Origin of the sequence: Enterobacter cloacae complex sp. 2021EL-01169, assembly GCF_020733125.1 — a bacterium.
GTDB classification, from domain to species: Bacteria; Pseudomonadota; Gammaproteobacteria; order Enterobacterales; family Enterobacteriaceae; genus Enterobacter; species Enterobacter roggenkampii.
In genome coordinates this window covers 328,289-354,539 of record NZ_JAJFTC010000002.1, presented here as the reverse complement: position 1 = coordinate 354,539, position 26,251 = coordinate 328,289, and the positions used below count along the sequence as shown (strand labels likewise).

The 26,251-nt window shown below is 57.5% G+C and carries 29 protein-coding genes; 16 read left to right on the top strand and 13 right to left on the bottom strand.

What is annotated here, in order from left to right:
* Positions 1–57: 57 nt before the first annotated feature.
* Complete coding sequence (locus tag LLF79_RS08090; RefSeq protein WP_032656371.1) at positions 58–870, bottom strand: Cof-type HAD-IIB family hydrolase; 813 nt, start codon at positions 868–870, stop codon at positions 58–60.
* Entirely contained in the window at positions 860–2,074 is a 1,215-nt protein-coding gene (locus tag LLF79_RS08085) for an MFS transporter (protein ID WP_023326980.1), read from the bottom strand. Before LLF79_RS08085 ends, LLF79_RS08090 begins: the two co-directional genes overlap by 11 nt.
* A gap of 81 nt (positions 2,075–2,155) precedes the next feature.
* Here LLF79_RS08085 and LLF79_RS08080 point away from each other — a divergent pair, with 81 nt between their 5' ends.
* Both LLF79_RS08080 and LLF79_RS08075 read left to right on the top strand, forming a co-directional pair.
* Complete coding sequence (locus LLF79_RS08080; protein ID WP_021240939.1) at positions 2,156–2,719, top strand: TetR/AcrR family transcriptional regulator; 564 nt, start codon at positions 2,156–2,158, stop codon at positions 2,717–2,719.
* A 164-nt stretch (positions 2,720–2,883) separates the two neighbouring features.
* A complete protein-coding gene (locus tag LLF79_RS08075) occupies positions 2,884–4,341 on the top strand; it encodes a GGDEF domain-containing protein (RefSeq protein WP_227879359.1) in 1,458 nt (485 codons plus the stop codon).
* A 69-nt stretch (positions 4,342–4,410) separates the two neighbouring features.
* On the opposite strand, the gene arsC is transcribed toward LLF79_RS08075, so the two are convergent.
* From arsC to LLF79_RS08055, 4 genes are all read right to left on the bottom strand, one after another.
* The gene (gene arsC / locus LLF79_RS08070) at positions 4,411–4,842 is read right to left on the bottom strand and encodes a glutaredoxin-dependent arsenate reductase (protein WP_021240937.1); all 432 of its coding nucleotides are present in this window, start codon (positions 4,840–4,842) and stop codon (positions 4,411–4,413) included.
* Between the two features lie 12 nt (positions 4,843–4,854).
* A complete protein-coding gene (locus tag LLF79_RS08065) occupies positions 4,855–6,144 on the bottom strand; it encodes an arsenic transporter (RefSeq protein ID WP_165556959.1) in 1,290 nt (429 codons plus the stop codon).
* Between the two features lie 40 nt (positions 6,145–6,184).
* A complete protein-coding gene (locus tag LLF79_RS08060) occupies positions 6,185–6,505 on the bottom strand; it encodes a metalloregulator ArsR/SmtB family transcription factor (RefSeq protein ID WP_008503437.1) in 321 nt (106 codons plus the stop codon).
* Between the two features lie 253 nt (positions 6,506–6,758).
* Positions 6,759–8,444: an aspartate:alanine antiporter gene (locus tag LLF79_RS08055; RefSeq protein WP_008503440.1), complete on the bottom strand. Its 1,686-nt coding sequence runs from the start codon at positions 8,442–8,444 to the stop codon at positions 6,759–6,761.
* Between the two features lie 273 nt (positions 8,445–8,717).
* Here LLF79_RS08055 and LLF79_RS08050 point away from each other — a divergent pair, with 273 nt between their 5' ends.
* Complete coding sequence (locus LLF79_RS08050) at positions 8,718–9,092, top strand: inner membrane protein YbjM (RefSeq protein WP_025912901.1); 375 nt, start codon at positions 8,718–8,720, stop codon at positions 9,090–9,092.
* Between the two features lie 35 nt (positions 9,093–9,127).
* Here LLF79_RS08050 and LLF79_RS08045 read toward each other — a convergent pair whose 3' ends face one another.
* A complete protein-coding gene (locus LLF79_RS08045) occupies positions 9,128–9,397 on the bottom strand; it encodes a GrxA family glutaredoxin (protein ID WP_006809455.1) in 270 nt (89 codons plus the stop codon).
* A gap of 185 nt (positions 9,398–9,582) precedes the next feature.
* Here LLF79_RS08045 and nfsA point away from each other — a divergent pair, with 185 nt between their 5' ends.
* The 11 genes from nfsA to LLF79_RS07990 all read left to right on the top strand — a co-directional run bounded on the left by nfsA (position 9,583) and on the right by LLF79_RS07990 (position 20,259).
* Complete coding sequence (gene nfsA / locus LLF79_RS08040; RefSeq protein ID WP_008503442.1) at positions 9,583–10,305, top strand: nitroreductase NfsA; 723 nt, start codon at positions 9,583–9,585, stop codon at positions 10,303–10,305.
* Positions 10,306–10,374: 69 nt separating this feature from the next.
* Entirely contained in the window at positions 10,375–11,277 is a 903-nt protein-coding gene (gene rimK, locus LLF79_RS08035) for a 30S ribosomal protein S6--L-glutamate ligase (RefSeq protein WP_021240931.1), read from the top strand.
* Positions 11,278–11,340: 63 nt separating this feature from the next.
* Positions 11,341–11,817, top strand: a complete 477-nt coding sequence (locus LLF79_RS08030) for a YbjN domain-containing protein (protein ID WP_003858385.1) — start codon at positions 11,341–11,343, stop codon at positions 11,815–11,817.
* A 351-nt stretch (positions 11,818–12,168) separates the two neighbouring features.
* On the top strand, positions 12,169–13,281 hold the full coding sequence (gene potF, locus LLF79_RS08025) for a spermidine/putrescine ABC transporter substrate-binding protein PotF (RefSeq protein ID WP_008503444.1): 1,113 nt from the start codon (positions 12,169–12,171) through the stop codon (positions 13,279–13,281).
* Positions 13,282–13,379: 98 nt separating this feature from the next.
* Positions 13,380–14,513, top strand: a complete 1,134-nt coding sequence (gene potG, locus LLF79_RS08020; RefSeq protein WP_021240929.1) for a putrescine ABC transporter ATP-binding subunit PotG — start codon at positions 13,380–13,382, stop codon at positions 14,511–14,513.
* A 10-nt stretch (positions 14,514–14,523) separates the two neighbouring features.
* Positions 14,524–15,477, top strand: a complete 954-nt coding sequence (gene potH / locus LLF79_RS08015) for a putrescine ABC transporter permease PotH (RefSeq protein ID WP_021240928.1) — start codon at positions 14,524–14,526, stop codon at positions 15,475–15,477.
* Positions 15,474–16,319 (top strand): putrescine ABC transporter permease PotI, encoded by an 846-nt coding sequence (potI, locus tag LLF79_RS08010; protein WP_008503447.1) that lies wholly within the window; start codon positions 15,474–15,476, stop codon positions 16,317–16,319. Before potH ends, potI begins: the two co-directional genes overlap by 4 nt.
* A 65-nt stretch (positions 16,320–16,384) precedes the next feature.
* Positions 16,385–16,858, top strand: a complete 474-nt coding sequence (locus LLF79_RS08005) for a YbjO family protein (RefSeq protein WP_047073438.1) — start codon at positions 16,385–16,387, stop codon at positions 16,856–16,858.
* Between the two features lie 40 nt (positions 16,859–16,898).
* The gene (gene rlmC / locus LLF79_RS08000) at positions 16,899–18,026 is read left to right on the top strand and encodes a 23S rRNA (uracil(747)-C(5))-methyltransferase RlmC (protein WP_227879358.1); all 1,128 of its coding nucleotides are present in this window, start codon (positions 16,899–16,901) and stop codon (positions 18,024–18,026) included.
* A 72-nt stretch (positions 18,027–18,098) separates the two neighbouring features.
* Positions 18,099–18,806 (top strand): response regulator transcription factor, encoded by a 708-nt coding sequence (locus LLF79_RS07995; protein WP_227879357.1) that lies wholly within the window; start codon positions 18,099–18,101, stop codon positions 18,804–18,806.
* A complete protein-coding gene (locus LLF79_RS07990) occupies positions 18,790–20,259 on the top strand; it encodes an ATP-binding protein (RefSeq protein ID WP_045405969.1) in 1,470 nt (489 codons plus the stop codon). The genes LLF79_RS07995 and LLF79_RS07990 overlap by 17 nt, the downstream gene beginning before the upstream one ends.
* Positions 20,260–20,345: 86 nt before the next feature.
* Here LLF79_RS07990 and artJ read toward each other — a convergent pair whose 3' ends face one another.
* The 6 genes from artJ to LLF79_RS07960 form a co-directional block, all read right to left on the bottom strand.
* Entirely contained in the window at positions 20,346–21,077 is a 732-nt protein-coding gene (gene artJ, locus LLF79_RS07985; protein ID WP_021240923.1) for an arginine ABC transporter substrate-binding protein ArtJ, read from the bottom strand.
* 174 nt (positions 21,078–21,251) lie between these two features.
* Entirely contained in the window at positions 21,252–21,920 is a 669-nt protein-coding gene (artM, locus tag LLF79_RS07980; protein WP_008500034.1) for an arginine ABC transporter permease ArtM, read from the bottom strand.
* Positions 21,920–22,636, bottom strand: coding sequence for an arginine ABC transporter permease ArtQ (artQ, locus tag LLF79_RS07975; protein ID WP_008500033.1), 717 nt, complete (start codon positions 22,634–22,636; stop codon positions 21,920–21,922). Before artQ ends, artM begins: the two co-directional genes overlap by 1 nt.
* A 6-nt stretch (positions 22,637–22,642) precedes the next feature.
* Positions 22,643–23,374 (bottom strand): arginine ABC transporter substrate-binding protein ArtI, encoded by a 732-nt coding sequence (artI, locus tag LLF79_RS07970; protein ID WP_008500032.1) that lies wholly within the window; start codon positions 23,372–23,374, stop codon positions 22,643–22,645.
* A gap of 19 nt (positions 23,375–23,393) precedes the next feature.
* Positions 23,394–24,122 carry an arginine ABC transporter ATP-binding protein ArtP gene (artP, locus tag LLF79_RS07965; protein WP_008500030.1) on the bottom strand — a complete coding sequence of 243 codons (729 nt, stop codon included), beginning with the start codon at positions 24,120–24,122 and terminating at the stop codon, positions 23,394–23,396.
* Between the two features lie 226 nt (positions 24,123–24,348).
* Complete coding sequence (locus LLF79_RS07960; RefSeq protein WP_023292915.1) at positions 24,349–24,867, bottom strand: lipoprotein; 519 nt, start codon at positions 24,865–24,867, stop codon at positions 24,349–24,351.
* Positions 24,868–24,964: 97 nt separating this feature from the next.
* Here LLF79_RS07960 and LLF79_RS07955 point away from each other — a divergent pair, with 97 nt between their 5' ends.
* Positions 24,965–25,288 (top strand): heavy metal-binding domain-containing protein, encoded by a 324-nt coding sequence (locus LLF79_RS07955; protein WP_008500028.1) that lies wholly within the window; start codon positions 24,965–24,967, stop codon positions 25,286–25,288.
* Positions 25,285–26,115: an N-acetylmuramoyl-L-alanine amidase gene (locus LLF79_RS07950; RefSeq protein ID WP_044596920.1), complete on the top strand. Its 831-nt coding sequence runs from the start codon at positions 25,285–25,287 to the stop codon at positions 26,113–26,115. Before LLF79_RS07955 ends, LLF79_RS07950 begins: the two co-directional genes overlap by 4 nt.
* Positions 26,116–26,251 lie beyond the last annotated feature (136 nt).

Genomic DNA, 26,251 nt, shown 5'->3' with positions numbered 1-26,251 from the left:
TCTTATGCCCTCTCCCTGTGTGAGAGGGCTAGGGTGAGGGCACCAGACCGCACGCGGTCAATTAAACGGTGCCTCCCCGTTCAACACCTTCTCAATCACATCCAGCACGCCTTCATCGTTATTATGCGGTGCTTCAAAACGCGCCGCCGCTTTGATATGCGGTCTGGCATTTGCCATCGCAAAGCTGAACCCGGACTGGCGCAGCATCTCCACGTCGTTGCCGCTGTCGCCGAAGGCCACCACGTCGCTGTTCTCTATCCCCCAGCGCTGTTGCAGGATCCGCAGGCCGTTGGCTTTATGCACGCCGGGGATAATGAGGTCGATACTGCCGTGACCGGTGGTGACGGGCACCATGATGTCGCTGAGCTTTTCATGCAGCAGCGCCTGAATACGCGGAATTTCATCATCGGACACGTTGAGTCCGAACTTGAAGAAAATATCGTTCAGGTTGTCGAAATCGCTGACCATTTCCAGACGGTGATAGTACTTCGCCGCGATGGCCTTAAAGCCCTCGTCATAGCACTTGAGAGTGTAGGCGCTGCTCTTCCCGCAGGCGATAATCTCAATGCCCGGCACGTCGTTTAAGACGCTTGCGACGGTCTCGAAATGGGCTTTCGACAGTTCACCGTTAAAGACGTCTTCACCCTCACTCACGACCCAGCCGCCGTTTTCGGCGACGAATGAAATTTCATGCGCAATCTCCGGGAAAAAGGAGATGAGCTGGTAGTACTGGTTGCCGCTGGCGACCACGAAGCGAATGCCTTGCGCCTTCATGCGCGCGTACTGCGCCAGAAAGCGCGGGCGATTGTAGGTCTTGGCATCGCTCAGGAATGTGCCATCCATGTCGACGGCGATCAGTTTAACGCTCATATCCCTTCTCCAGTGTCGTTTGATTCGTTTCCGGCTTTGCCACCGCGCGCGCCACCAGCGCCGCGATGATGACCAACCCTAACACCACCAGCATGGCGCTGCGCAGCCCGTAGTGCTCCCCGAGGAAGCCGAGCAGCGGCGGCCCGACCAGGAAGGCGAGATAGCCCGTGGTTGCCACCACGCTGACGCGCGTCGGGGCATCCGGGCCGGTATCGCTGGCGGCAGAGATGGTCAGCGGGAAGCCGAGGGACGCGCCCAGCCCCCAGAGGATCACCGAGACGCCGGCAATCCAGTCCACATCCACAAAGATGATCATCGCGATACCCAGCCCGCCGAGCAGGGCGCTGGCGCGCACTACCGCCACGCGGCTGTAGCGGTCGATAAACCAGCCGCCGGTGAAGCGCCCGACGGTCATCCCCAGCGTAAACCCGGCGTAAATCAGCGAGCCGGAGGTCGGGCTAAAGCCGTGACCGTCCACCATCAGCAGCGGCAGCCAGTCGTTGGCGGACCCCTCCGCGAACGCCATCGCCAGCACCACCACGCCGATCAGCATCAGCTGGAAATCGCGGTAGAAGGGCAGCCCTTTTTCGGCTGAGTGCTGTTCGTCAGCGGAGTTTTTACCGGTGCCGTCCGGGATGGCCCGGATGCCGGTCAGAATGGGAATGATGCACACCAGCGCCGCCAGCAGAATATGCAGATTCGCGCTCACGCCAGTGGCCGTCAGCGCCATCCCCACGCCCGCACCGGCCAGCGTGCCGAGGCTATAGAAGCCGTGCATCATTGGCAGCACGGTTTTGTTCATCTCGCGCTCGACCGCTGCCCCTTCCACATTTATCGCCACTTCCGCCGAGCCGAAGCTGCCGCCAAACACCGTCAACCCCAGCGCAAACAGCACCGGTGAGGCAAACCACAGCGCCGCGCTCAGCACCATCATCCCGAACACCGCGAAGCACATGGTGGTGCGGATCACCGCCCGCGTACCGAAGCGCTTTACCAGCCACGCGGAGCAGAGAATGCCGCTCATGGAGCCTATCGACAGGCCGAACAGCACGATGCCCATTTCCGCGGTAGAGACGGACAAAATATCGCGAATGGCGGGCGTGCGCGTGGCCCAGGAGGCCATCAGCAGACCGGGAATGAAGAAGAACATAAACAGCGCCCACAGGCGGAGTTGCAGGGCTTTGCGGGGAGAGGTCAGCGTCATTGGGGTAGCACCAGAAGTACAACAATAGCGACAACACTAGCAAGTTTGTGTACATTTGTACACAAACCAGGTGAGGAATTGATGAGCAGACCACCCAACGATCCGCATCGCCGGGAGAAGATCCTGCAGGCGACGCTCGACACCATTGCTGAACACGGTATTCATGCCGTCACGCACCGTAAAATCGCCACCTGCGCGGGCGTGCCGCTGGGGTCGATGACCTACTATTTCGACGGCATGGAGCCGCTGCTGGAGGAGGCCTTCACGTGGTTTACCCGCCAGATGTCGCAGCAGTACCGGGATTTCTTCGCGGGCGTCACCGGGCCGGAAATGGCGTGTGAATCCATCACCACGCTGATCCACAGCTCGCAGGTGACCACGCCGCACAACATGGCGCTGATGTATCAGCTTTACGCCTTTATGCACCGCAGCGCGGCGCTGAAAACGGTGATGCAGGACTGGATGAAGATGAGCCAGACCACGCTGGAGCAGTGGTTCGACCCGGTCACCACCCGCGCGCTGGACGCGTTTATCGAAGGGATGACGCTGCACTATGTCACCGACCGGGCGCCGTTAAGCCGGGAGGAGATTCGGGCGATGGTGGGGAGGATTGCGGGCATTACACCGTTAAATAAAGAAAATTAGTTCATATTTTTCAATGTATTACGATTTTTCTCCATATTGACAATCCGGACCGAACACGTGACTATCCACCGCGGTGGTTATTTACTGTTCAGTGGTTGAGGTTGGCGTTGGGTGAAAAAGTAAGTACCTGGTTCGTGCAGGTCAGTCTGGCAAAAAAGAGAGCGTTGTTAGTACTGTTGATTTTGGTTCAGGCGAGTCTGCTGATTGGGCATCTGCTCTACCAGCGCGGCTATGTGGAGGATAACGCTGCACGTATCCTTCGCAATACGGCCATACTCCAGTCCCAGCAGTTTGATACCAGCCTTAACGCGATGCGCTACCAGATGCGCTTTATCGGGAATGCCTTTCTGCTCAACCATACGGTCACGCCTGAAAACGCGCAGCCATTCCTGCAAGGGGAGCTCAAGCGCGCCTGGCTGGATGGCGTTGTCGTCTTTGATGAAGACGGTGATTTTCTCAGCAGCCGCGCGCTATTTCCTTTTGAGCGCGCTCTGGACGCCTCTACGCTTGCGCAGGCCAGCTTTCGGCAGCACCCTCTGTTTAGTGATTTTCGCCGGGATGAAGTTACCGAAAGTTTGTTTTACTGGCAGAGCAACGGCACGGATAAAAACATGTTGGGCTTCGTGATGTTCCGTGCAGTGCGCGACGCACATGGTCGCTTTCTAGGTGGTGCGTTGGGTTTCTTCAATGGTAACACCATGAACGATATGTTTCGCAAAATGGAAGCGCAGGGCTTCGATTTAGGTCAGGGTGGGGCGATGGCGGTCCTTGACCGTGACAATGCGGTGCAGCTTGCCCGTATGGGGGCGAATGACGGTTCGCAATTGAACACCTCCGACCCGCGCCTCGCGAAGCTGCTGGAATACGCAAGCGATACCGCACAGGTCCAACGATATACCTCTCCGATTGATGGCGTTGAACGTGTGGGTGTATTTCTTAATCTCAACGAACGCAAATGGGTGCTGGCCGTCGGGCTGGCCAGAAAAGACGTGCTGCACGGCTGGTATTATCAGGCTCTGTGGACGGCGCTGGCGATTCTGGTTATCTCCATTACGCAGTGGTTTCTGATGCATTACATTCACGTCAACGCCCTGCAGCGGGCGCGTTTCCAGCAGGAGGCGCGGCTCGATCCGCTCACCGGGCTGGCAAACCGTCGCCAGTTTGATGAGTGGTCTTTGCGGGCCTGCAATCTTGCCCGTCGGCACCAGCAGCCCCTGTGCCTGATGAGCATGGATCTGGATTTTTTCAAGCGTATTAACGACACCTGGGGCCATGACGGCGGCGATGCGGTGCTGAAGCATATTGGCAACGCGCTTCCGGCACTGGTGAGAGGTAGCGACATTGTCGCCCGCTTCGGCGGGGAAGAGTTTGTCGTGGCAATGCCGCAGACCTCTCTGGAGACGGCCGCTGAGATCGCCGAGCGCGTACGGATGAGCCTTGCCAGCCAGAACGTCGACTTCAACGGGCAGACGATCCGCTTCACCGCCAGCATGGGGCTCGTATGCATGACGCCGGATGAACTGGAGATTGAACATGGCGTGCAGTCAGCCCTGGCGCGAGCCGATCGTGAGCTTTATCGTGCAAAACGTGAAGGGCGCAACCGGGTCTGCGTGGCGAGCTAGCGGGCGGTTGTTTTCTCCTGGCATTCAGGGCCCGCCGGGCGCTGGCCCTGTCGTCCACCTGAGGAAGGATTATTTTTTCAGGATATTCTTCCCGCTGGCGTCCACCACCGCTTCGCCATCTTCTTTCGTAAACGCCCCTTTCTGCGCGTCCGGCAGAATGTCGAGGACGACTTCAGACGGGCGGCACAGGCGGGTGCCCAGCGGCGTCACCACGATCGGACGGTTAATCAGGATCGGGTGTTGCAGCATAAAATCGATAAGCTGGTCGTCGGTGAACTTATCGTCGGCAAGGCCGAGCTGTTCATAGGGCTCCACGTTTTTACGCAGCAAATCGCGCACCGAAATGCCCATATCGGCAATCAGGGCGGTCAGCGTATCGCGCGACGGCGGCGTTTCCAGATAGAGAATAATCTCTGGCTCCGCGCCGCTGTTGCGGATCATCTCCAGCGTGTTGCGCGAGGTGCCGCAGGCGGGGTTGTGGTAAATGGTGATGTGGCTCATATTAGTGGCTCATTACAGTGTGAAGGAGAGACGTAGCGCCAGCGCGGCGAGCGTCACAAACAGGACCGGCAGCGTCATGATGATGCCCGTCCGGAAATAGCCGCCCCAGGTAATCGTCATGTTTTTCTGCGCCAGCACGTGAAGCCAGAGCAGGGTGGCGAGACTACCAATAGGCGTGATTTTTGGCCCCAGATCGCAGCCAATCACGTTGGCGTAAATCATCGCGTCCTTTATCAATCCTGTTGCCGTGCTGCCGTCAATGGAGAGCGCGCCAATCAGCACCGTGGGCATATTGTTCATTATGGATGACAGGAACGCGGTGATGAACCCGGTTCCCAGCGTGGTGGCCCACAGCCCGTGTCCGGCCAGGCTATTCAGTACGCCTGTGAGAGAGTCCGTCAGCCCGGCATTACGCAGGCCATACACCACCAGATACATCCCCAGCGAGAAGATGACGATCTGCCACGGCGCGCCGCGCAGCACTTTTCCGGTATTTATCGCATGTCCGCGTTTTGCGACAGCGAATAAAATCAGCGCGCCGACGGTCGCAATGGCGCTGACCGGAATGCCGAGAGGTTCAAGCACGAAGAAACCGACGAGCAGAAGGAGGAGGACGATCCAGCCCGTTCTGAACGTCGGGAGGTCGTGAATGGCCCGCGCAGGCTCCTGGAGTTTCGCCAGGTCATATTCTGGAGGAATTTCCTTGCGAAAGAACAGGTGCAGCATCACCAGCGTTGCGGCAATCGCGGCGATATCCACCGGGATCATCACCGAAGCGTACTCGCTGAACCCCAGCGCGAAGAAGTCCGCCGACACGATGTTGACCAGGTTGGAGACAATCAGCGGCAGGCTGGCGGTATCGGCGATAAAACCTGCCGCCATCACAAACGCCAGCGTGGCCTGTTTGCTGAACCCCAGCGCCAGCAGCATGGCGATGACGATAGGCGTGAGGATCAGCGCCGCGCCGTCATTAGCAAACAGCGCTGCGACGGCTGCGCCCAGCAGGATAATCCAGGTAAACAGCAATCGCCCGCGACCGTTCCCCCAGCGAGCGACGTGCAGCGCTGCCCACTCGAAAAAGCCGGACTCATCCAGCAGCAGACTGATAATGATGACGGCGATAAACGTTGCCGTGGCGTTCCAGACGATATTCCAGACTACCGGAATATCGTTAATGTGAATCACGCCGCTGGCCAGCGCCAGCACGGCGCCAATAGTCGCGCTCCAGCCGATACTCAGTCCTTTGGGCTGCCAGATGACCAGCACCAGCGTAAACAGAAAAATTGCACCTGCCAGAAACATCGCTTACTCCGTTATATCTGTTTTTGTGAATGTGTTTTGATTAGCACGAACCCGGAAGCCGGTTTTTCAGCTTCATACGCGTCTCTTCCCGCAGGCAGTTCCAGCTGGTGTCGATAACGGCTGCCGCCCATGCAGGCATGTTGGGAGAGAGACGGTAATGGACCCACTTACCCTCGCGACGGTCGATCACCAGCCCGGACTCGCGCAGCAGCGCCATATGGCGGGAAACCTTCGGCTGAGATTCGGCGGTGGCGGCGCAGAGATCGCAGACGCACAGTTCTCCTGCCTCACGGAGCAGCATGACGATGGCGAGCCGCGTTTCGTCGGAGAGGGTTTTGAAGAGGTGGAGTGGGTGGAGCATGGGTGTTCCTGCAGGTATGATTTTTATATGCGTTTAATCATATATTTTTTGGTGGCGGGCGAGAAGAAAATATTAGAAGGTGGGGAATTTCAGGCAACAAAAAACCCATCAACCTTGAACCAAAACGGCGGGGTTGATGGGCTCCACAAATTGGGGACATCAAAGAAAAGCAGTGGCACTAGTTATGACTGCCCCCTGATAAAAAAGTTCTGCGCATAACGAAAATATTTTCCGCCACGCGCATTCTTAGGAGTTATCCGAGCCCCGGCCAGATGATGATGATCAGCGTACCCGCCAGCGTGAGCAGTACGTTGGCAATGGCGTACGTGCCCGCATAGCCCAGCGCCGGAATGTTGCTGCGCGCGGTGTCGCTGATGATTTCCATAGCAGGCGCACAGGTACGCGCCCCCATCATCGCCCCGAAGAGCAGGGCGCGGTTCATGCGCAGCACGTAGGCGCCGAACAGGAAGCAGATCACCACCGGCACCAGGCTGACGATAAGTCCGGAAACCAGCATCTGCCAGCCAACGGCACCCAGGCTGTGGCCAATGCCGCTGCCCGCGCTTAAGCCCACGCCCGCCATAAAGACCATCAGACCGAACTCTTTCACCATGTTCAGCGCGCCCTGCGGAATGTAGCCGAAGGTCGGGTGGTTCGCTCGCAGGAAGCCCAGCATGATCCCGGCGAACAGCAGCCCGGCGGCGTTACCGATGCCGAAGCTAAAGTTGCTGAACTGGAAGGTGATCATCCCGATCATCAGGCCAACGATAAAGAAGGCGCAGAAGGCCAGCAGGTCGGTGACCTGGCTGTGAATGGAGATAAAGCCGATGCGGTCAGCCACGGTTTTTACGCGTCGCGCGTCGCCGCTGACCTGCAGAACGTCGCCTTTGTTGAGCACCACGTTGTCGTCGATCGGCATCTCAATCTGGCTGCGGATCACGCGGTTGAGGAAGCAGCCGTGGTCGGTCAGCTTCAGCTGCGCCAGGCGACGGCCCACGGCGTTATGGTTTTTCACCACGATCTCTTCGGTGACGATGCGCATGTCGAGCAGGTCGCGGTCGAACACCTCTTTGCCGTTACGGAAGCTCGGGTCGAGACGGGCGTGGGCGTCCGGGTAACCCACCAGCGCGATGTCGTCGCCCATCTGCAACACCGCGTCGCCGTCCGGGTTCGCCAGAATGCCGTTACGGCGGATACGTTCGATGTAGCAGCCCGTCTGGCGGTAAATCCCCAGTTCGCGCAGGTTTTTGCCGTCAGCCCACGCCACCAGCTCCGGCCCGACGCGGTAGGCGCGGATCACCGGGAGATAAACTTTACGTTTGGAGTCGGTATCCAGACCGCGCTCGCGGGCGATTTGCTGGGCGCTGGTCTGCAGATCCTGATGCTGCAGTTTTGGCAGATAGCGTGCGCCAACGATCAGGCTCACCAGACCAATCAGATAGGTCAGGGCATAGCCCAGGCTCAGGTGGTCGAGGGCGGTGGAGAGCTGTTCTCCGGCCATACCGGAGTGGCGCAGGGTATCACCGGCACCCACCAGCACCGGAGTGGAGGTCATCGAGCCTGCCAGCATACCGGCCGTTAGCCCGATATCCCAGCCAAACAGTTTACCCAGCCCTAACGCGATCAGCAGCGCGCTGCCGACCATCACCAGCGCCAGCATCAGATAATTTTTGCCGTCGCGGAAGAAAATAGAAAAAAAGTTCGGCCCCGCTTCCACGCCAACACAAAAAATAAACAGCATAAAACCTAAGTTGAGCGCGTCCGTGTTAATGCTGAAGTGCTGCTGGCCTAATAATAAGGAGACGACTAAAACGCCAATGGAATTACCGAGTTGAACCGAACCCAGGCGCAATTTACCCAGGCAAAGACCCAGCGCCAGTACCACAAATAATAACAGGATGTAATTCCCATTTAACAAGTCTGCGACGTTTATATTCACGGAGGCTAACTTCTTGTTTACCAGTAAGTTGTTGAATGAAAGGACTTTTTGGGCTACTGTTTTTTGGGTCAGGGAAAAGCGTTAACGCTCCCTGTTTCCTGCTTTATTCCCTAAAACATTAGCTGGCGTGTAGTTTAATCGCATTAGCTACTGACAGCTACTGATTATCGCATCACCCTGTGCGTACTTTGGCAAGGATTGCCGCATTGCTTTATCTGACTGGGCGTCTACCCGACGAAAGTGTTTTTGATAGAGATAAGTCAGGAGGATAGGTTGAATATGAAACGAAACTGGGCGGGGGTGATCAGCTGCTTTTTGCTGTTCACGGTCGTATGCATGTCGCTTGCTTTTAACGTGAAAGGGGCATTCAGGGCGTCGGGTCATCCGGAGCTCGGGTTGCTCTTTTTTACCCTGCCGGGGGCAGCTGCCAGTTTTCTCTCCCGTAAAGGGGAGGTGGTGAAGCCACTGCTGGGTGCCATGCTGGCCGCGCCGCTCTGTTTGCTGATGATGCGCTTGCTGTATATCTCTACGCGGAGTTTCTGGCAGGAGCTGGCGTGGTTGATGAGCGCTGTTTTCTGGTGCGCCCTTGGCGCGCTCTGCTACTTATTTGTGCGCAGTCTGCTTCATAACCGACGGCACCACAAATAAAAACGCCCTCTCGGTGAGGGCGTCCTTTCATTTCATTACTGGGCAGCAAACAGGCCCAGGTGCTCTTTGGCGTAAGCTTCAAAGTCGGTGCAGCCGCCAATGTGTTTCTGATCGAGGAAGATCTGCGGTACGGTTTCAACCGGCTTACCGACAGTTTTTTCCAGATCGGCTTTGGTGATGCCTTCCGCGTGGATGTCCACATAGCGGAAGTTGAAGTCATCGCGCTCTTCGGTCAGCTTCTCAGCCAGCTCTTTCGCGCGCACACAGTAAGGGCACCCTGGACGACCAAAAATAACTGCAAACATTTCTCTCTCCTCAAAAAAACAAGCCTGACGGCGAATGACACGTATAGTGCCCCATAACCTGTCGTCATTAAAGAAGGTTTCGCCTGTCGTTATAATATCTATGAGCTATGTTTCGCCAATTACACCGCGCATATCATTGCCTATACTGGCTGCCATACGGTTTAAGCAAGACAAAGAGAGACAAGATGACGCCAACCATAGACCTGCTCCTTTCCCATCGTTCCATTCGCCACTTCACCGATGAGCCGATTACCGATGCGCAGCGCGAAGCGATTATTAACAGCGCAAGGGCGACCTCCAGCTCCAGCTTCCTGCAGTGCAGCTCCATTATCCGCATTACCGACCCGGCGATGCGTGAACAGCTGGTGACGCTGACCGGCGGGCAGAAGCATGTGGCTCAGGCTGCCGAGTTCTGGGTATTCTGCGCCGACTTTAACCGCCACCTGCAGATCTGCCCTGAGGCCGAGCTGGGCCTGGCCGAACAGCTGCTGCTGGGCGTGGTGGATACCGCGCTGATGGCGCAAAACGCCTTTACGGCCGCGGAGTCGCTGGGGTTAGGCGGCGTTTACATTGGCGGCCTGCGTAACAACATTCAAAGTGTGACCGACCTGCTGAAGCTGCCAAAACACGTGCTGCCGCTGTTTGGCCTGTGCCTTGGCTGGCCGGCGGATAACCCGGATCTGAAGCCGCGCATTCCTGCGGCGATGCTGGTGCATGAAAACCACTACCAGCCGGTCGATCAGGATGTCCTGAATCACTACGATGAAGAGCTGGCGAATTACTACATGACGCGCGGCAGCAATAACCGTCGCGACACTTGGACGGACCATATTCGCCGCACCATCATTAAAGAAAATCGCCCGTTTATTCTTGATTACCTGCACAAACAGGGCTGGGCGACGCGATAGTCCATTTATCCTGCGCCTGCCTGCGTATATGATACGCAGGCTTTTTCCATGTCTTCAGAGAGGTGCAGGGTGAAAATTGCCATATTGTCCCGGGATGGAACGCTCTATTCATGTAAGCGCCTGCGAGAAGCGGCGGCGAAACGCGGGCATCAGGTTGAAATCCTCGACCCGATGTCCTGCTATATGAACATCGATCCGGCCGCCTCGTCGATTCACTACAAAGGCCGCAAGCTGCCGCACTTTGATGCGGTGATCCCCCGCATCGGCTCCCAGATTACCTATTACGGCACCGCCGCGCTGCGCCAGTTCGAGATGCTGGGCAGCTACCCGCTCAACGAATCCGTCGCCATTTCCCGCGCCCGCGACAAGCTGCGCTCGCTGCAGCTTCTTGCCCGTCAGGGGATCGATCTTCCCGTCACCGGGATTGCCCATTCCCCGGACGACACCAGCGATCTGATCGACATGGTGGGCGGCGCGCCTTTGGTGATCAAGCTGGTGGAAGGCACGCAGGGCATTGGCGTGGTGCTGGCGGAGACCCGTCAGGCGGCGGAGAGCGTGATTGATGCCTTCCGGGGCCTCAATGCCCACATTCTGGTGCAGGAGTATATCGAAGAGGCGAAAGGGCGCGATATTCGCTGTTTTGTGGTGGGTAACGAAGTGGTGGCGGCTATCGAGCGGCAGGCCAAAGAGGGCGATTTCCGCTCTAACCTTCACCGCGGCGGCATTGCCAGAATCGCCGATATCAGCGATCGCGAACGGGAAATTGCCGTGAAAGCGGCGCAAACCCTGGGGCTGGACGTGGCGGGTGTAGATCTGCTGCGCGCGACGCGCGGGCCGCTGGTCATGGAGGTGAACGCCTCGCCGGGGCTGGAAGGTGTGGAAAAAACCACAGGGGTCGATATTGCGGGTAAAATGATCTTATGGATCGAGCGTCATGCGACGCCGGGCTACTGTCTGAAAACGGGTGGTTAAATGGATTACCGCGCGCTTTTTAAGTACCCTATGCGAAGTTTTTATTAAAGAGGCTGCATCGCGATGGATTTACAGGTCGTACCTACACTGGATACGTTACGTCAATGGCTTGATGATGCCGGAATTACGTTCTTCGAATGTGATTCCTGCCAGGCGCTGCATCTGCCTCATATGCAGAATTTCGACGGCATTTTCGATGCCAAAATCGATCTGATTAACGACGTGATCCTTTTCTCCGCGCTGGCCGAAGTGAAGCCCTCCGCGCTGCTGGCGCTGGCTTCCGACCTGTCGGCAATCAATGCCAGTTCTTTGACGGTGAAGGCATTTCTCGACATACAGGATGATAATCTGCCAAAACTGGTCGTTTGCCAGTCTTTATTCTCCGGGGCAGGGCTGTCGTTCAAGCAGTTCGCCTGGTTTATGCGCTTGAGCGAAGAGCAAATTTCCATGGTTATGATGGAAGCCAATGCACACCATCTGCTGTATAGCGCGGAAGATGATGCAGAGAATAATGATGCATCTCCCAATTTTCTTCACTAAGCCTGTCTGACTTTTGCGCAGTCGCTGCCATAGCGGCTGCAGAAGGCCATTTTTTCTGCTGCTTTTAACCTTTCTTTAAAGAATATTTCACCTCCCTGAAGGCCGTTTCGGCTTATCACGTAGACTTAACCTGCATAAAAAATTGATAAAAGGCGTTTTTTCGTCTGGGCTATAGCCGGGGACACGGGCTACAGTTATTCTTGCGATGCTTAAAAAAGCGAGCGGAAGCTGCCGGGTAAAGAGGTTTCTTTTTATTTTGAGCAGAGCGACAAACTATGCATGATTTTTGCATATATCCTGATTGCACAGTTTTAGTTCGTTTGTTAACGAGCTTTCAGAAGGAATAACACTATGATCGCCTTGAATAAAAAATGGTTATCGGGTCTGGTTGCGGGTGCTCTGATGGCCGTCTCTGCCGGCACGCTCGCTGCGGAACAAAAAACGCTGCACGTTTATAACTGGTCTGACTATATTGCGCCGGACACGGTGGCAAATTTTGAAAAAGAGACCGGCATTAAAGTCGTCTACGACGTGTTCGATTCCAATGAAGTGCTGGAAGGAAAGCTGATGGCGGGCAGCACCGGGTTTGACCTCGTGGTGCCTTCCGCAAGCTTCCTGGAGCGCCAGCTGACGGCAGGCGTCTTCCAGCCGCTGGATAAGAGCAAGTTACCGAACTGGAAAAATCTCGATCCGGAAGTGCTGAAGCTGGTGGCTAAGCACGACCCGGACAACAAATACGCGATGCCTTACCTGTGGGCGACCACCGGTATCGGCTACAACGTGGATAAAGTCAAAGCCGCGCTGGGCCCGGACGTGAAGCTGGACAGCTGGGACGTGGTGCTGAAGCCGGAAAACCTCGAGAAGCTGAAAAGCTGCGGTGTCTCCTTCCTCGATGCGCCGGAAGAGATTTTCGCGACCGTGCTGAACTACCTGGGCAAAGATCCGAACAGCAATAAGGCCGATGATTACACCGGCCCGGCGACCGATCTGCTGCTGAAGCTGCGTCCAAACATTCGTTACTTCCACTCGTCCCAGTACATTAACGACCTGGCGAACGGCGACATCTGCGTCGCGATCGGCTGGGCAGGGGACGTATGGCAGGCGGCAAACCGCGCGAAAGAGGCGAAAAACGGCGTGAACGTCTCCTACTTCATTCCGAAAGAGGGGGCGCTGGCCTTCTTCGACGTCTTCGCGATGCCGGCTGACGCCAAAAACAAAGACGAAGCGTATCAGTTCCTCAACTACCTGATGCGTCCTGAGGTTATCGCCCACATCAGCGACCACGTTTACTACGCGAACGGTAACAAGGCCTCCGTGCCGCTGGTGAGCGAAGAGATCCGTAATAACCCGGCTATCTATCCGCCAGCGGATGTGTTCGCCAAGCTCTTCACCCTGAAAGTCCAGGATCCAAAAATTGACCGCGTGCGTACCCGCGCGTGGACCAAGGTGAAAAGCGGTAAATAACCCTTTGTCACAGGCCGGGCAAGCGAAGCGCCCCCGGCAACAGGCGCACCGTTCTGGTGCGCCTGCACCATGATTTGATCTCTACCGGAGAACACCCCGTGAATGACGCGATCCCCCGCCCGCAGGCGAAAGTCCGTAAAGCGCTGACCCCGCTGCTTGAAATTCGTAACCTCACTAAATCTTTCGATGGCCAGCATGCCGTGGACGACGTCAGCCTGACGATCTATAAAGGCGAAATTTTTGCCCTTCTGGGGGCCTCTGGCTGTGGTAAATCGACCCTGCTGCGTATGCTGGCCGGTTTTGAACAGCCCACCGCCGGGCAGATCGTGCTCGACGGCGTGGACCTCTCCAGCGTGCCGCCGTATCAGCGCCCGATCAACATGATGTTCCAGTCCTACGCGCTGTTCCCGCATATGACGGTGGAGCAGAATATCGCCTTTGGCCTGAAGCAGGACAAGCTGCCGAAGGCTGAAATTACCGCGCGCGTGGCCGAGATGCTGAGCCTGGTGCACATGCAGGAGTTCGCGAAGCGTAAGCCGCACCAGCTCTCCGGCGGCCAGCGCCAGCGCGTGGCCCTGGCCCGCAGCCTGGCAAAACGCCCGAAACTGCTGCTGCTTGATGAGCCGATGGGCGCGCTGGATAAAAAGCTGCGCGACCGTATGCAGCTTGAAGTGGTCGATATCCTCGAGCGCGTGGGCGTGACCTGCGTGATGGTCACCCACGACCAGGAAGAGGCCATGACCATGGCCGGACGTATCGCCATCATGAACCGCGGGAAGTTCGTGCAGATTGGCGAGCCGGAAGAGATTTATGAGCACCCAACCACCCGCTACAGCGCGGAGTTCATCGGCTCGGTTAACGTCTTCGAAGGGCTGCTGAAAGATCGTCAGGAAGACGGCCTGGTCATCGAATCGCCGGGGCTGCAGCATCCGCTTAAGGTCGATCCGGATAACTCGGTGGTGGATAACGTGCCGGTTTACGTCGCGCTGCGTCCGGAGAAGATCATGCTTTGTGAGGATCCGCCTGCCGATGGCTATAACTTTGCCGTGGGCGAAGTGGTGCACATTGCCTATCTGGGCGATCTCTCCATCTATCACGTGCGCCTGAAAAGCGGGCAGATGCTCAGCGCGCAGTTACAGAACGAACATCGCTACCGCAAGGGACAGCCGACCTGGGGCGACGAAGTGCGCCTGTGTTGGGATGCAGACAGTTGCGTTGTGCTGACGGTATAAGGAGCGGCCAATGAGTACACTTGAACCTCCAGCCCGCGTCGAAAAGCCGGGCGGCTTTGCCCACTGGCTGACGCGCATGCAGATGAAGCACGGCCGCAAGCTGGTGATCGCCATGCCATACGTGTGGCTGATCCTGCTGTTTCTGCTGCCGTTCCTGATTGTTTTCAAGATAAGCCTGGCGGAAATGGCGCGGGCGATCCCGCCTTACACCAACCTGCTGGACTGGGCCGACGGGCAGCTGACGCTGACCTTAAACCTGGGTAACTTCCTGCAGCTCACCGACGATCCGCTCTATTTCGAAGCCTATCTGCAATCGCTGCAGGTGGCGGCGATCTCGACGCTCTGCTGTCTGGTGATGGGCTATCCGCTGGCGTGGGCGGTGGCGCACAGCAAGCCGTCGACGCGAAACATCCTGCTGCTGCTGGTGATCCTGCCGTCGTGGACCTCGTTCCTGATCCGCGTTTACGCGTGGATGGGGATCCTGAAAAACAACGGCGTGCTGAACAATTTTCTGATGTGGTTAGGCGTTATCGATCAGCCACTGACGATCCTGCACACCAACCTCGCGGTCTATATTGGAATTGTGTACGCCTATCTGCCGTTTATGGTGCTGCCGATCTACACGGCGCTGACGCGTATCGACTACTCGCTGGTGGAAGCGTCGCTCGATCTCGGTGCCCGTCCGTTAAAAACCTTCTTCAGCGTCATTGTCCCGCTGACCAAAGGCGGCATTATCGCCGGGTCGATGCTGGTCTTTATCCCGGCGGTGGGGGAGTTTGTGATCCCGGAACTGCTCGGCGGGCCAGACAGCATCATGATTGGCCGCGTGCTGTGGCAGGAGTTCTTCAATAACCGCGACTGGCCGGTGGCGTCGGCGGTGGCGATCGTGATGCTACTGCTGCTGATCGTGCCGATCATGTGGTTCCACAAGCATCAGCAGAAACAGATGGGAGATCGCGGATGAACAACTTACCGGTAGTGCGCTCCCCGTGGCGAATTGCGATCCTGGTCATCGGCTTTACCTTCCTGTATGCGCCGATGCTGATGCTGGTGATCTACTCGTTCAACAGCTCCAAACTGGTGACGGTCTGGGCAGGCTGGTCGACGCGCTGGTACAGCGAGCTGTTCCACGATGATGCGATGATGAGCGCGGTGGGGCTGAGCCTGACCATTGCAGCGCTGGCGGCGACCATGGCGTCCGTGCTGGGCACGATCGCCGCGCTGGTGATGGTGCGCTTCGGGCGTTTTCGCGGTTCGAACGGCTTCGCCTTTATGATCACCGCCCCGCTGGTTATGCCGGACGTGATCACCGGTCTCGCGCTGCTGCTGCTGTTCGTGGCCCTGGCGCACGCCATCGGCTGGCCGGCGGATCGCGGGATGCTCACCATCTGGCTGGCGCACGTTACCTTCTGTACCGCCTATGTCGCGGTGGTGATCGCCTCGCGCCTGCGCGAGCTGGATCGCTCCATTGAAGAGGCGGCGATGGATCTCGGCGCGACGCCGCTGAAGGTCTTTTTCATCATCACGCTGCCGATGATTATGCCGGCGGTGATCTCTGGCTGGCTGCTGGCGTTTACCCTGTCGCTCGACGATCTGGTGATCGCCAGCTTTGTTTCCGGCCCGGGGGCGACGACGCTGCCGATGCTGGTCTTCTCCAGCGTGCGCATGGGGGTCAACCCGGAGATCAACGCCCTGGCCTCTATCATCCTCGGCGTGGTCGGAATTGTCGGATTTATCGCCTGGTATTTGATGGCGCGCGCGGAAAAACAGCGCGTGCGCGATATCCAGCGTGCAAGACGCGGCTGAAGGATTTAAAATTTCCAGTGATGTGCCGCGCATGACGCGGCACTGTTTTTCAGGGAAGTAAAACATTGGGATTATTAAAAAAATCACGTATTACGCACGCGCGTCCTAACGTACCTGCACTGGTTCAGGTGGCGGCGCTCGCCATTATTATGATCCGCTGCCTGGACGTGCTGATGATTCTGAATACCCTGGGCGTGCGCGGCATCGGTGAATTCATTCACCGCAGCGTGCAGACGTGGAATCTGACGCTGGTCTTTTTGAGCAGCCTGGTGCTGGTGTTTATCGAGATTTACTGCGCGTTTTCGCTGGTCAAAGGGCGCAACTGGGCGCGCTGGATCTATCTGCTGACGCAGATTACCGCGGCGAGCTATCTGTGGGCCGCCTCGCTGGGCTACGGCTACCCGGAGCTGTTCAGCATTGCCGGTGAATCCAAACGTGAGATCCTGCGCGCGCTGTTTATGCAAAAGCTGCCGGATATGCTGGTGCTCTGTCTCCTCTTCGTTCCGGCCTCCAGTCGGCGGTTCTTCCGCCTGCAATAATGTGTATAATCGCAGCCCTCGTGATTCTTAAGGTTTTCATATGCAGTGCGCACTCTATGACGCCGGACGCTGCCGCTCCTGTCAGTGGATAGAACAGCCGGTCTCTCAACAACTCACCGCCAAAATGGCCGACCTGCAACAGCTGCTGGCAGCACACGCGGTGGGCGAGTGGTGCGCACCCGTCAGCGGCCCGGAACAGGGTTTTCGCAACAAAGCCAAAATGGTGGTCAGCGGCAGCGTAGAAAAACCGCTGCTGGGAATGCTGCACCGCGACGGCACGCCGGAAGACTTAACCGACTGCCCGCTCTATCCCGACTCCTTTGCACCGGTCTTTGCCGCACTCAAGCCGTTTATTGCCCGGGCGGGGTTAACGCCCTATAACGTGGCCCGCAAGCGCGGCGAGCTGAAATACCTTCTGCTGACCGAAAGCCAGATCGACGGCGGCATGATGCTGCGCTTCGTGCTGCGCTCTGAAACCAAGCTTGAGCAGCTGCGCGCGGCCCTGCCTTGGCTGCAGGCGCAGCTTCCGCAGCTGAAGGTCATTACGGCGAACATTCAGCCGGTGCATATGGCGATTATGGAAGGGGAGAAAGAGATTTTCTTCACCGACCAGCACGCGCTCGCGGAGCGCTTCAACGGCGTGCCGCTGTGGATCCGCCCGCAAAGCTTCTTCCAGACCAACCCGACCGTGGCAAGCAGCCTGTACGCCACCGCCCGCGACTGGGTGCGTGCGTTGAACGTTCACCATATGTGGGATCTGTTCTGCGGCGTGGGCGGGTTTGGCCTGCACTGCGCCACGCCGGAGATGCAGCTCACCGGCATTGAGATCTCTGCCGAAGCGATTGCCTGCGCGAAGCAGTCTGCCTCTGAGCTGGGGTTAACGAATCTGCACTTCCAGGCGCTCGACTCCACGCAGTTCGCCACCGGCCAGGGCAACGTGCCGGAACTGGTGCTGGTTAACCCGCCGCGCCGCGGCATCGGGAATGCGCTATGCGACTACCTGAGCCAGATGGCGCCGGAATACATCATCTATTCCAGCTGCAACGCGCAGACCATGGCGAAAGACATCGCTCAACTGCCGGGCTATCGCATTGAACGCGTTCAGCTTTTCGATATGTTCCCGCACACCGCGCATTATGAAGTGTTGACGTTGCTCGTAAAATCTTAAACAAAATGTGAACTCTTCATCCCGGCGAAATCAGGTAAGCTTACGTCATAAGACATGAATATAGGCTTACCCATGAAGCAGATCCTGCTGGTAGAAGACGACCACGATATCGCGGCGCTTCTGCGACTCAATTTAGAAGACGAAGGCTACGCCATCACCCACGAGCCCGACGGGGGCAACGCCTTACAGCGTCTTGACGCCCAGACGTGGGATGCGGTGATCCTCGACCTGATGCTGCCCAACGTTGACGGTCTGGAGATTTGCCGCCGCATCCGTCAGATGACGCGCTACCTGCCGGTGATCATCATCAGCGCCCGCAGCAGCGAAACCGACCGCATTACCGGGCTGGAAACCGGCGCCGATGACTATCTGGCAAAACCGTTCTCCGTGCAGGAGCTGATTGCGCGGATCAAAGCGCTGTTTCGTCGCCAGCAGGCGATGGGGCAGGCGCAAACCGACGGACACATTCAGGCGCACGGGCTGACCATCGTTCCGCTGGCGCGCAGCGTGCTGCTTCACGGCCAGGTGGTGGACCTCACCCCGCGCGAGTTCGAGCTGCTCTACTTCTTTGCCCGTCATCCCGGCGAGGTGTTCTCCCGCCTGGCGCTGCTGGAGCAGGTCTGGGGCTACCAGCACGAAGGCTACGAGCACACCGTCAACACCCATATCAACCGCCTGCGCATCAAGATAGAGAAGGACGCCGCCGAGCCGGAGATCATTCGCACCGTCTGGGGCAAGGGCTACAAATTTGCGGAGCCGCAGCATGATGCGTCGCTTTAGCCTGAGCCAGCGCCTGACGCTGCTCTTCATCCTGCTGATGATGCTCTGCGCCGCCGTCGCCTGCGCGGTCCAGCTCTACAGCAGCATGCAGTACGGTAATGCGATGGTGCAGCGGTTATCGGGCGGGCTGGCGCAGCAGATCGTCCAGCGCGAACCGATTCTGGATGCGCAGGGCAGGGTCGACCGCAGCGCGCTGAAACCGCTGTTTGGCCGGCTGATGACCTTTAATCCGAGCGTTGAGCTGTACGTTGTCTCACCGGACGGCGATATCCTCGCCGACGCTGCCCCGCCGGGCCATATTCAGCGGCAAAAAATCGACCTGGCGCCGGTGCAGAGCTTCCTGAGCGGCACGGCCATGCCGGTACTGGGCGACGATCCGCGCAGTCAAAATCAAAAAGTCTTTAGCGCTACGCCGCTGCGGCAGGACGGCGAGCTAAAAGGCTATCTGTACATTATTTTGCAGGGCGAGGAGTCAAACGCCCTGGCGGAAATGGCCTGGCACAAGGCGCTGTGGAGTACCGTCCTGTGGTCGCTGCTGTGGGTCGCGCTGTTTGGGCTGCTGGCAGGGCTGCTGGTCTGGTACTGGGTCACGCGCCCGGTCAAACAGCTGACGGTGGAGGTCGCCGGGCTGGAGCAGGACAGCATAAGCGCCATCAGGCTGCTGGCGGCACAGACGCCGGACGCGGCGGCAAAAGATGAAGTGGCGATCCTGCGCAACAGCTTTATCGAGCTGGCGCGCAAAATCACCCAACAGTGGGATCGGCTGGCCGACAGCGATCGTCAGCGTCGTGAGTTTATCGCCAATATTTCGCACGATCTCCGCACGCCGCTCACCTCGCTGCTGGGCTATCTCGAAACCCTGTCGCTCAAATCCGCCACCCTGACGCCGCAGGAGCACCAGCAGTATCTCGCCACCGCGCTGCGTCAGGGGCAAAAAGTCCGGCATCTTTCGCAGCAGCTGTTTGAGCTGGCGCGCCTTGAACACGGCGGTATTAAACCCCAGCGCGAGCGGTTCGCAATGGCGGAGCTGATTTCCGACGTGGCGCAGAAGTTTGAGCTCACGGCCCGCACGCGAGAGGTCAATCTGCATATTGACGTGCCGGGGCCGCTGCCGATGGTAAACGCCGATGTGTCGATGATTGAACGCGTGGTGACCAACCTGCTGGATAACGCGATGCGCCATACGCCTGGCGGCGGAGAAATTCGCCTGGCGGTGTGGCAGGAGAATGAACAGCTGCAGGTCGAAGTGTCCGACAGCGGAACGGGCGTGGATGCCTCGCTGCGCGACGATCTGTTCCAGCGGCCGTCGGCGCTCAACACCCAGGCGTCGAGAGAGAATCGCGGCGGGTTGGGGCTGTTAATCGTGAAACGGATGCTGGAGCTGCACGGCGGCGGGATCAGGCTGATGGAGTCGGCGAGCGGGGCGCGGTTCAGGTTCTTTGTGCCGCTGTGAGAGAGTGCCGGGTGGCGCTGCGCTTACCCGGCCTACAACTCCCCCCGTAGGCCGGGTAAGGCGAAGCCGCCACCCGGCAAAAGACATTACTGCGGGAACCACTGTTCGCTAATTTTCTGGTACGTACCGTCCGCTTTAATCGCTTTCAGCGCGCCGTTCAGTTTTTCCAGCAGGGCTTTGTTATCCGGACGTACCGCGATGCCGAGGCCCGTGCCGAAGTATTGCGGATCGGTCACTTTTTCCGTTGCGGTGCCCAGCTGCGGGTTGGTTTTCAGCCATTCATTCACCACGGCGGTATCGCCGAAGACGCCGTCGATACGGCCATTTTTCAGGTCGATAATCGCGTTCTGGTAGCTGTCATAGGCCACGGTTTTCACTTCCGGATGTTTGTCCTGCAGGTACTTCTGATGGGTGGTGCCGTTTTCCATCCCGATGCGTTTGCCTTTCAGCTGATCGAAAGAGGTATAAGCGCCTTTCTTCGCAATCACCACCGCCGAGTTGGCGTAGTACGGGTCGGTGAACGCGACCTGCTTGCTGCGCTCAGGCGTGATGTCCATCCCGGAGATCACCGCGTCGTATTTTTTGAACTTCAGCGACGGGATCAGGCTGTCAAAAGCATGGTTAGTAAAGGTGCAGTCGGCCTGCATCTGTTTGCACAGCGCTTTCGCCAGATCGATATCGAAACCGACGATCTGGTTGCTGGCATCCAGCGATTCAAACGGCGGATAGGTGGCGGAGACGCCGAAATTGATTTTATCCGCAGCGGATGCGCCAGCGGCGAAGGTGGCGAGTAATGCGGCCAGAACTAACTTTTTCATTGTAATGCTCCCGTCTGTCTTATTGATGCGCCGTGTCTGCGGCCTGGATGTACAATGCCAGTTAATGAATTTGTATGCAATAAAAATGATTAAGTATTGTGTTGAGCGCGAAAAAAAAGCGGATAACCCATCAGGTTACCCGCTCCATGAATACCGTTTTATGCACTTGCGTGGTTAATTCCTGCGCTCAAACGCCAGCGCTTTACGCTCAATAAGGCGCATCATCAGCGTCAGCAGACCGTTCACCACCAGATAGACCACGCCCGCCGCGCCGAACACCATCACGTCATAGGTGCGTCCATAGAGCAGCTGTCCGTGACCCATCACCTCCATCAGGGTGATGGTATAGGCCAGCGAGGTACTCTTGAACACCAGCACCACTTCGTTGGAGTAGGAGGAGAGCGCGCGCTTAAAGGCGTACGGCAGCAGGATCGCCAGCGTGTCCTTCTTGCTCATGCCCAGCGCCCCGCAGGACTGCCACTGGCCTTCCGGAATGGCGCGGATCGCACCAAAGAACAGCTGGGTGGTATAGGCCGCGCTGTTCAGCGAAAGGGCAATCAGGGCACACAGCCACGGCTCAGAGAGCAGATGCCAGATAACCGGATATTCCTGCAGCGACGGGAACTGGCCCGGGCCGTAGTAAATCAGGAAGATCTGCACCAGCAGCGGCGTACCGGTAAACAGGGTGATGTACCCGCGCACAATCCACACCAGCACCGGCGTTTTCAGCGTCAGGATGATGGTGAAGATGAGCGCCAGGATCAGCGCCACGATAATGGACGCCACGGTCAGCGTCAGGCTGGTGTGCAGCCCTTTCATCAACTCGGGAAAGTATTCAAGCATCAGCCTGGTCTCCGTTCAAAGCGCGTCGCACGCAGGTCAATACGCTTGAGGATGTACTGACTGAGCAACGTGATCACCAGGTAGATTGCCGCCGCCACAATGTACCAGGTAAACGGCTCCTGGGTACGGGTGGCGATGCTTTTGGTTTGCAGCATCAAATCGTTAACGCTGATCAGGCTCACCAGCGCGGTATCTTTCAGCAGCACCAGCCACTGGTTGCCGAGGCCCGGCAGGGCATGACGCCACATCTGCGGCATCACCAGACGGAAGAAGATGGCGGATTTTGACAACCCTAACGCCTGACCCGACTCCCACTGTCCCTGCGGCACGGCCTTCAGCGCACCGCGCAGGGTTTGCGACGCGTACGCGGAGTAGAGCAGGGAGAGCGCAATGACGCCGCACAGGAACGGGCTGACGTCGAAGTTGTCAATCTGCATCTGCACCGGGATCTGCGCAAAGCCGAGATTAATCGTGAAGCCGTCCGAGAGCGTGAGCAGCAGCTGTGAGGAGCCGAAATAGATGAACAGGACCACCAGAATTTCCGGTAGCCCACGCAGCACGGTGACCAGCGCGGAGCCTGTCCAGGCGACGGGGAACCATTTCGCGGATTCCCACACCGCAAAGAACATCGCCAGCACCAGGCCGATAATCAGTGCGCAAACGGCAAGGCCGACGGTCATCCCGGCGGCGCTTGCTAAAGGAAAAATTTCATTCATCAGGAATTACTTCTGGAACCATTTTTTGTAGATGGTTTCGTAGGTGCCGTCTTTCTTCACTTTTTCCAGCGCAGCGTTGAATTTCTGCTGCAGCTCAGTGTTGCCCTGACGAACGGCAATCCCCAGACCGGTACCGAAGTAATCCTTATCGGTCACTTTGTCGCCCACTGGCGCCAGCTTGTCGTTGGCTTTCAGCCACTCGGTCACGACAGCGGTATCACCAAATACGCCGTCGATACGGCCATTCTGCAGATCCAGCTTCGCGTTCTGGTAGCTGTCATATGGCACGGTGGTGATTTCCGGATGCTTATCCATGATGAATTTCTGGTGCGTGGTACCGTTCTGCACGCCCACTTTTTTGCCTTTCAGCTGATCGACAGAGGTGAATTTGCCTTTCTGACCAATGAACAGGGCAGAGTTATCGTAGTAAGGGGTGGTGAACAGCACCTGCTTTTCACGCTCCGGGGTGATGTCCATACCGGCCATTACGGCGTCGATACGGCGGAACTTCAGGCTTGGGATCAGGCTGTCGAACGCCTGGTTGCTGAAGGTGCAGGTCGCATCGATCTCTTTACACAGGGCGTTAGCCAGGTCCACGTCGAAGCCAACAATTTTGTTGTTCGCATCGATGGACTCAAACGGAGGGTAAGAGGCTTCCGTGGCGAAACGAATGGTCTGAGCTGCGGTAGCGGAAAGGGTAACGCCAGCAAGCAGCACGGCAAGTAATACTTTTTTCATTATATTTCCCCTGACACAATCAATGAGATAAATAGTTTTTGAAGGCATCGGTTTGCGGGTTAGCGAAGCAGCTCGCATCACCTTGCTCAACGATATACCCGTTTTCCATGTACACCACACGGCTGGCGGTTTTACGCGCCACTTCCACTTCGTGGGTAACGATAACCTGCGTAATGTTGGTTTCCGCCAGCTCGCGAATAATGCTGACGATCTGAGCGGTGATTTCCGGGTCCAGCGCGGCCGTTGGTTCATCAAACAGCAGTACCGCAGGCTCCATCATCAGCGCACGGGCAATGGCCACGCGCTGCTGCTGACCACCGGACAGGTGCAGCGGGTAGCGGTCGCTGTAGGGCTTGAGGCGCAGACGCTCCAGCAGCTTTTCGGCACGCGCGATGGCCTGATCTTTGCTTAAGCCCAGCACGCGGCACGGGGCTTCAATCAGGTTTTGCAGCACCGTCAGGTGCGGCCAGAGATTGTATTGCTGGAAGACCATGCCGACGTTTTGACGCAGCTCGCGAATCGCTTTATCAGACGGCGTCTTTGCGAAATCAAAATGGTTACCGGCAATTGCCAGCGTACCTGAACGAGGCATTTCAAGCAGATTAAGGACGCGCAGAAGGGAACTTTTGCCTGCACCGCTTGGGCCAAGCAAAACCAGCGTTTCGCCTTCCGGGCAGTTCAGCGTGATGTCAAACAGCGCCTGGTGTGCGCCGTAGAAGCAGTTAATGCCGTTTAGTTTAATACTCATCGGGGCAGTCTTTACTCATCCAGGCAATCTATAGCAATTGAGGCCGCAGATAGTACCGTTGACAGAATAGTTATGCAATATTTCTGCGTTAAAAGTTAAATATAACCCGTATTTCCTCTTAAACATAGCACAAAATAGCGAAGGGCAAAGGCGGTGAGTATAAATGTCGGCATTCCGCGAGAAATGCCGGACATTTTACGGGGGTAACATTTTTATCACTGATGAATCAGCGGTTCTCAATCGACTGGCGCAGCGTGCCGGCCGGGGCATGCACGCTGCCGCCCACGTAGCGTACGTCGTCCACCGCCCAGCACTGGCCTTCACGGATCATCAGCACTTCGTCCTGCCAGGTTTGGCTGCCCTGCGTCAGCTTCACGCGCAGCGGAATGTTACGGGCATCCGTGTTCGGGATGGTTGACGCGCTGGCCACTTCTGCGCTGTCCGGCAGCGTGGTGCGGCTGGAGAACGGGTCGGATTTCAGCAGCGCGTTGTGCTGCGGATCGCGGGTGGCATCGTTAAGCAGTTTTGCCAGACCATCGCTCAGATACGGGCGCAGGCCGGTGAGGTCGTTGCTGCGGTGCTGAATCCGGTAATCATAGAACTGCTGCGCCACGGTGTCCGGGCCGCCCTCAATGCAGGGGCCGCTGCGGGTACCGATATCCTTAAAGGCTGGCGTGACCGTGGTGGTACAGGCGCTGAGCACCAGCGCGCAGGGCACGAAAAGTGTTAAAGCTGAATAGCGCATGTTGATTTCCTTATTTATTAACTATCCTTTCAATCATAGCGTAACGAACCGATAATGCTGTGCCTAAGGCATTGAACGCTAAAGAAGGAGAGAAACCATGCAGTTTTCAACAACGCCAACCCTGGAAGGACAGACAATAACCGAGTACTGCGGCGTGGTCACCGGCGAAGCGATTCTCGGCGCCAATATCTTCCGTGACTTTTTTGCCGGTATCCGCGATATCGTGGGTGGCCGCTCTGGCGCATACGAAAAAGAGCTGCGCAAAGCACGCGAAATCGCCTTTAAAGAGCTCGGCGAGCAGGCGGAAGCCCTCGGCGCGGATGCGGTCGTGGGAATCGATATTGACTACGAAACGGTCGGGAAAGACGGCAGCATGCTGATGGTGAGCGTAAGCGGTACGGCGGTGAAAACCCTGCGATGAGGCGTGCGTTTGCCACGCTCCTGCTGGCGCTGCTGCTGGCAGGATGCGTTACGGAAAAGGGGATTATCGATAAAGGTGCCTACGAGCTGGATACGCGTCATCAGGCGCAGGCGGCTTACCCGCGCATCAAGGTGCTGGTGATCCACTACACCGCGGATGATTTTGACAGCTCGCTGGCCACGCTGACGGATAAAAACGTTAGCTCTCACTATTTGATCCCTGCCAACCCCCCGGCGCCGGACGGCAAGCCGCGCATCTGGCAGCTGGTTCCCGAGAGCGAGCTGGCCTGGCATGCGGGCATTAGCTTCTGGCGCGGCACCAACCGGATTAATGATACGTCCGTGGGGATTGAGCTCGAGAACCGCGGCTGGCAAACGCGTGACGGCGTGAAAACCTTTACCCCGTTTGCGCCTGCGCAGATTGCAGCGCTGATCCCGCTTGCCAGGGACATTATTGCCCGCTATGACATTCAGCCGCAGAACGTGGTTGCCCATGCCGACATTGCCCCGCAGCGTAAAGACGATCCCGGCCCGCTGTTTCCGTGGCAGCAGCTGGCGCAGCAGGGGATAGGTGCCTGGCCCGATCCCGCGCGCGTGGCGTTCTATCTTAACGGGCGGCCGCGCTATCAGGAGGTCGAGCGCGGTGCGCTGCTTGATGTGCTGAAACGCTATGGCTACGAGGTGCCGGACAACGCCACGGAACAGCAGCAGAAGAGGGTGATCAGCGCGTTTCAGATGCACTTCCGCCCCGCGCTGTGGAACGGCGTGGCTGACGTAGAAACCCTGGCCATCGCCGAGGCGCTTTTAGAGAAGTACGGGCAAGGGTAGTCCTCAGGGCTGCCCCTGACCAGGCCGTATTACCTTAGTTTTCTTGAGATTAATCTTAAGTACATTCTCAATTCATTTTTAGTTAATTGACTTAAAAGTACCCTCATTTAAGATAGATGTATAGCTTGCTAAGTAT

Bases quoted from the DNA above. Each gene is read 5' to 3' on its own strand.
- artM (WP_008500034.1), bottom strand. From the start codon at position 21,920: ATGCTTGAATACTTTCCCGAGTTGATGAAAGGGCTGCACACCAGCCTG.
- potF (WP_008503444.1), top strand. From the start codon at position 12,169: ATGATCGCCTTGAATAAAAAATGGTTATCGGGTCTGGTTGCGGGTGCT.
- LLF79_RS08045 (WP_006809455.1), bottom strand. From the start codon at position 9,397: ATGTTTGCAGTTATTTTTGGTCGTCCAGGGTGCCCTTACTGTGTGCGC.
- potH (WP_021240928.1), top strand. From the start codon at position 14,524: ATGAGTACACTTGAACCTCCAGCCCGCGTCGAAAAGCCGGGCGGCTTT.
- rlmC (WP_227879358.1), top strand. From the start codon at position 16,899: ATGCAGTGCGCACTCTATGACGCCGGACGCTGCCGCTCCTGTCAGTGG.
- artQ (WP_008500033.1), bottom strand. From the start codon at position 22,636: ATGAATGAAATTTTTCCTTTAGCAAGCGCCGCCGGGATGACCGTCGGC.
- LLF79_RS08090 (WP_032656371.1), bottom strand. From the start codon at position 870: ATGAGCGTTAAACTGATCGCCGTCGACATGGATGGCACATTCCTGAGC.
- arsC (WP_021240937.1), bottom strand. From the start codon at position 4,842: ATGAGCCACATCACCATTTACCACAACCCCGCCTGCGGCACCTCGCGC.
- LLF79_RS08065 (WP_165556959.1), bottom strand. From the start codon at position 6,144: ATGTTTCTGGCAGGTGCAATTTTTCTGTTTACGCTGGTGCTGGTCATC.
- artI (WP_008500032.1), bottom strand. From the start codon at position 23,374: ATGAAAAAAGTATTACTTGCCGTGCTGCTTGCTGGCGTTACCCTTTCC.
- LLF79_RS08030 (WP_003858385.1), top strand. From the start codon at position 11,341: ATGGATTTACAGGTCGTACCTACACTGGATACGTTACGTCAATGGCTT.
- LLF79_RS08080 (WP_021240939.1), top strand. From the start codon at position 2,156: ATGAGCAGACCACCCAACGATCCGCATCGCCGGGAGAAGATCCTGCAG.
- LLF79_RS07960 (WP_023292915.1), bottom strand. From the start codon at position 24,867: ATGCGCTATTCAGCTTTAACACTTTTCGTGCCCTGCGCGCTGGTGCTC.
- LLF79_RS07955 (WP_008500028.1), top strand. From the start codon at position 24,965: ATGCAGTTTTCAACAACGCCAACCCTGGAAGGACAGACAATAACCGAG.
- LLF79_RS07995 (WP_227879357.1), top strand. From the start codon at position 18,099: ATGAAGCAGATCCTGCTGGTAGAAGACGACCACGATATCGCGGCGCTT.
- LLF79_RS08085 (WP_023326980.1), bottom strand. From the start codon at position 2,074: ATGACGCTGACCTCTCCCCGCAAAGCCCTGCAACTCCGCCTGTGGGCG.
- LLF79_RS08060 (WP_008503437.1), bottom strand. From the start codon at position 6,505: ATGCTCCACCCACTCCACCTCTTCAAAACCCTCTCCGACGAAACGCGG.
- artJ (WP_021240923.1), bottom strand. From the start codon at position 21,077: ATGAAAAAGTTAGTTCTGGCCGCATTACTCGCCACCTTCGCCGCTGGC.
- artP (WP_008500030.1), bottom strand. From the start codon at position 24,122: ATGAGTATTAAACTAAACGGCATTAACTGCTTCTACGGCGCACACCAG.
- nfsA (WP_008503442.1), top strand. From the start codon at position 9,583: ATGACGCCAACCATAGACCTGCTCCTTTCCCATCGTTCCATTCGCCAC.
- potI (WP_008503447.1), top strand. From the start codon at position 15,474: ATGAACAACTTACCGGTAGTGCGCTCCCCGTGGCGAATTGCGATCCTG.
- LLF79_RS07950 (WP_044596920.1), top strand. From the start codon at position 25,285: ATGAGGCGTGCGTTTGCCACGCTCCTGCTGGCGCTGCTGCTGGCAGGA.
- LLF79_RS07990 (WP_045405969.1), top strand. From the start codon at position 18,790: ATGATGCGTCGCTTTAGCCTGAGCCAGCGCCTGACGCTGCTCTTCATC.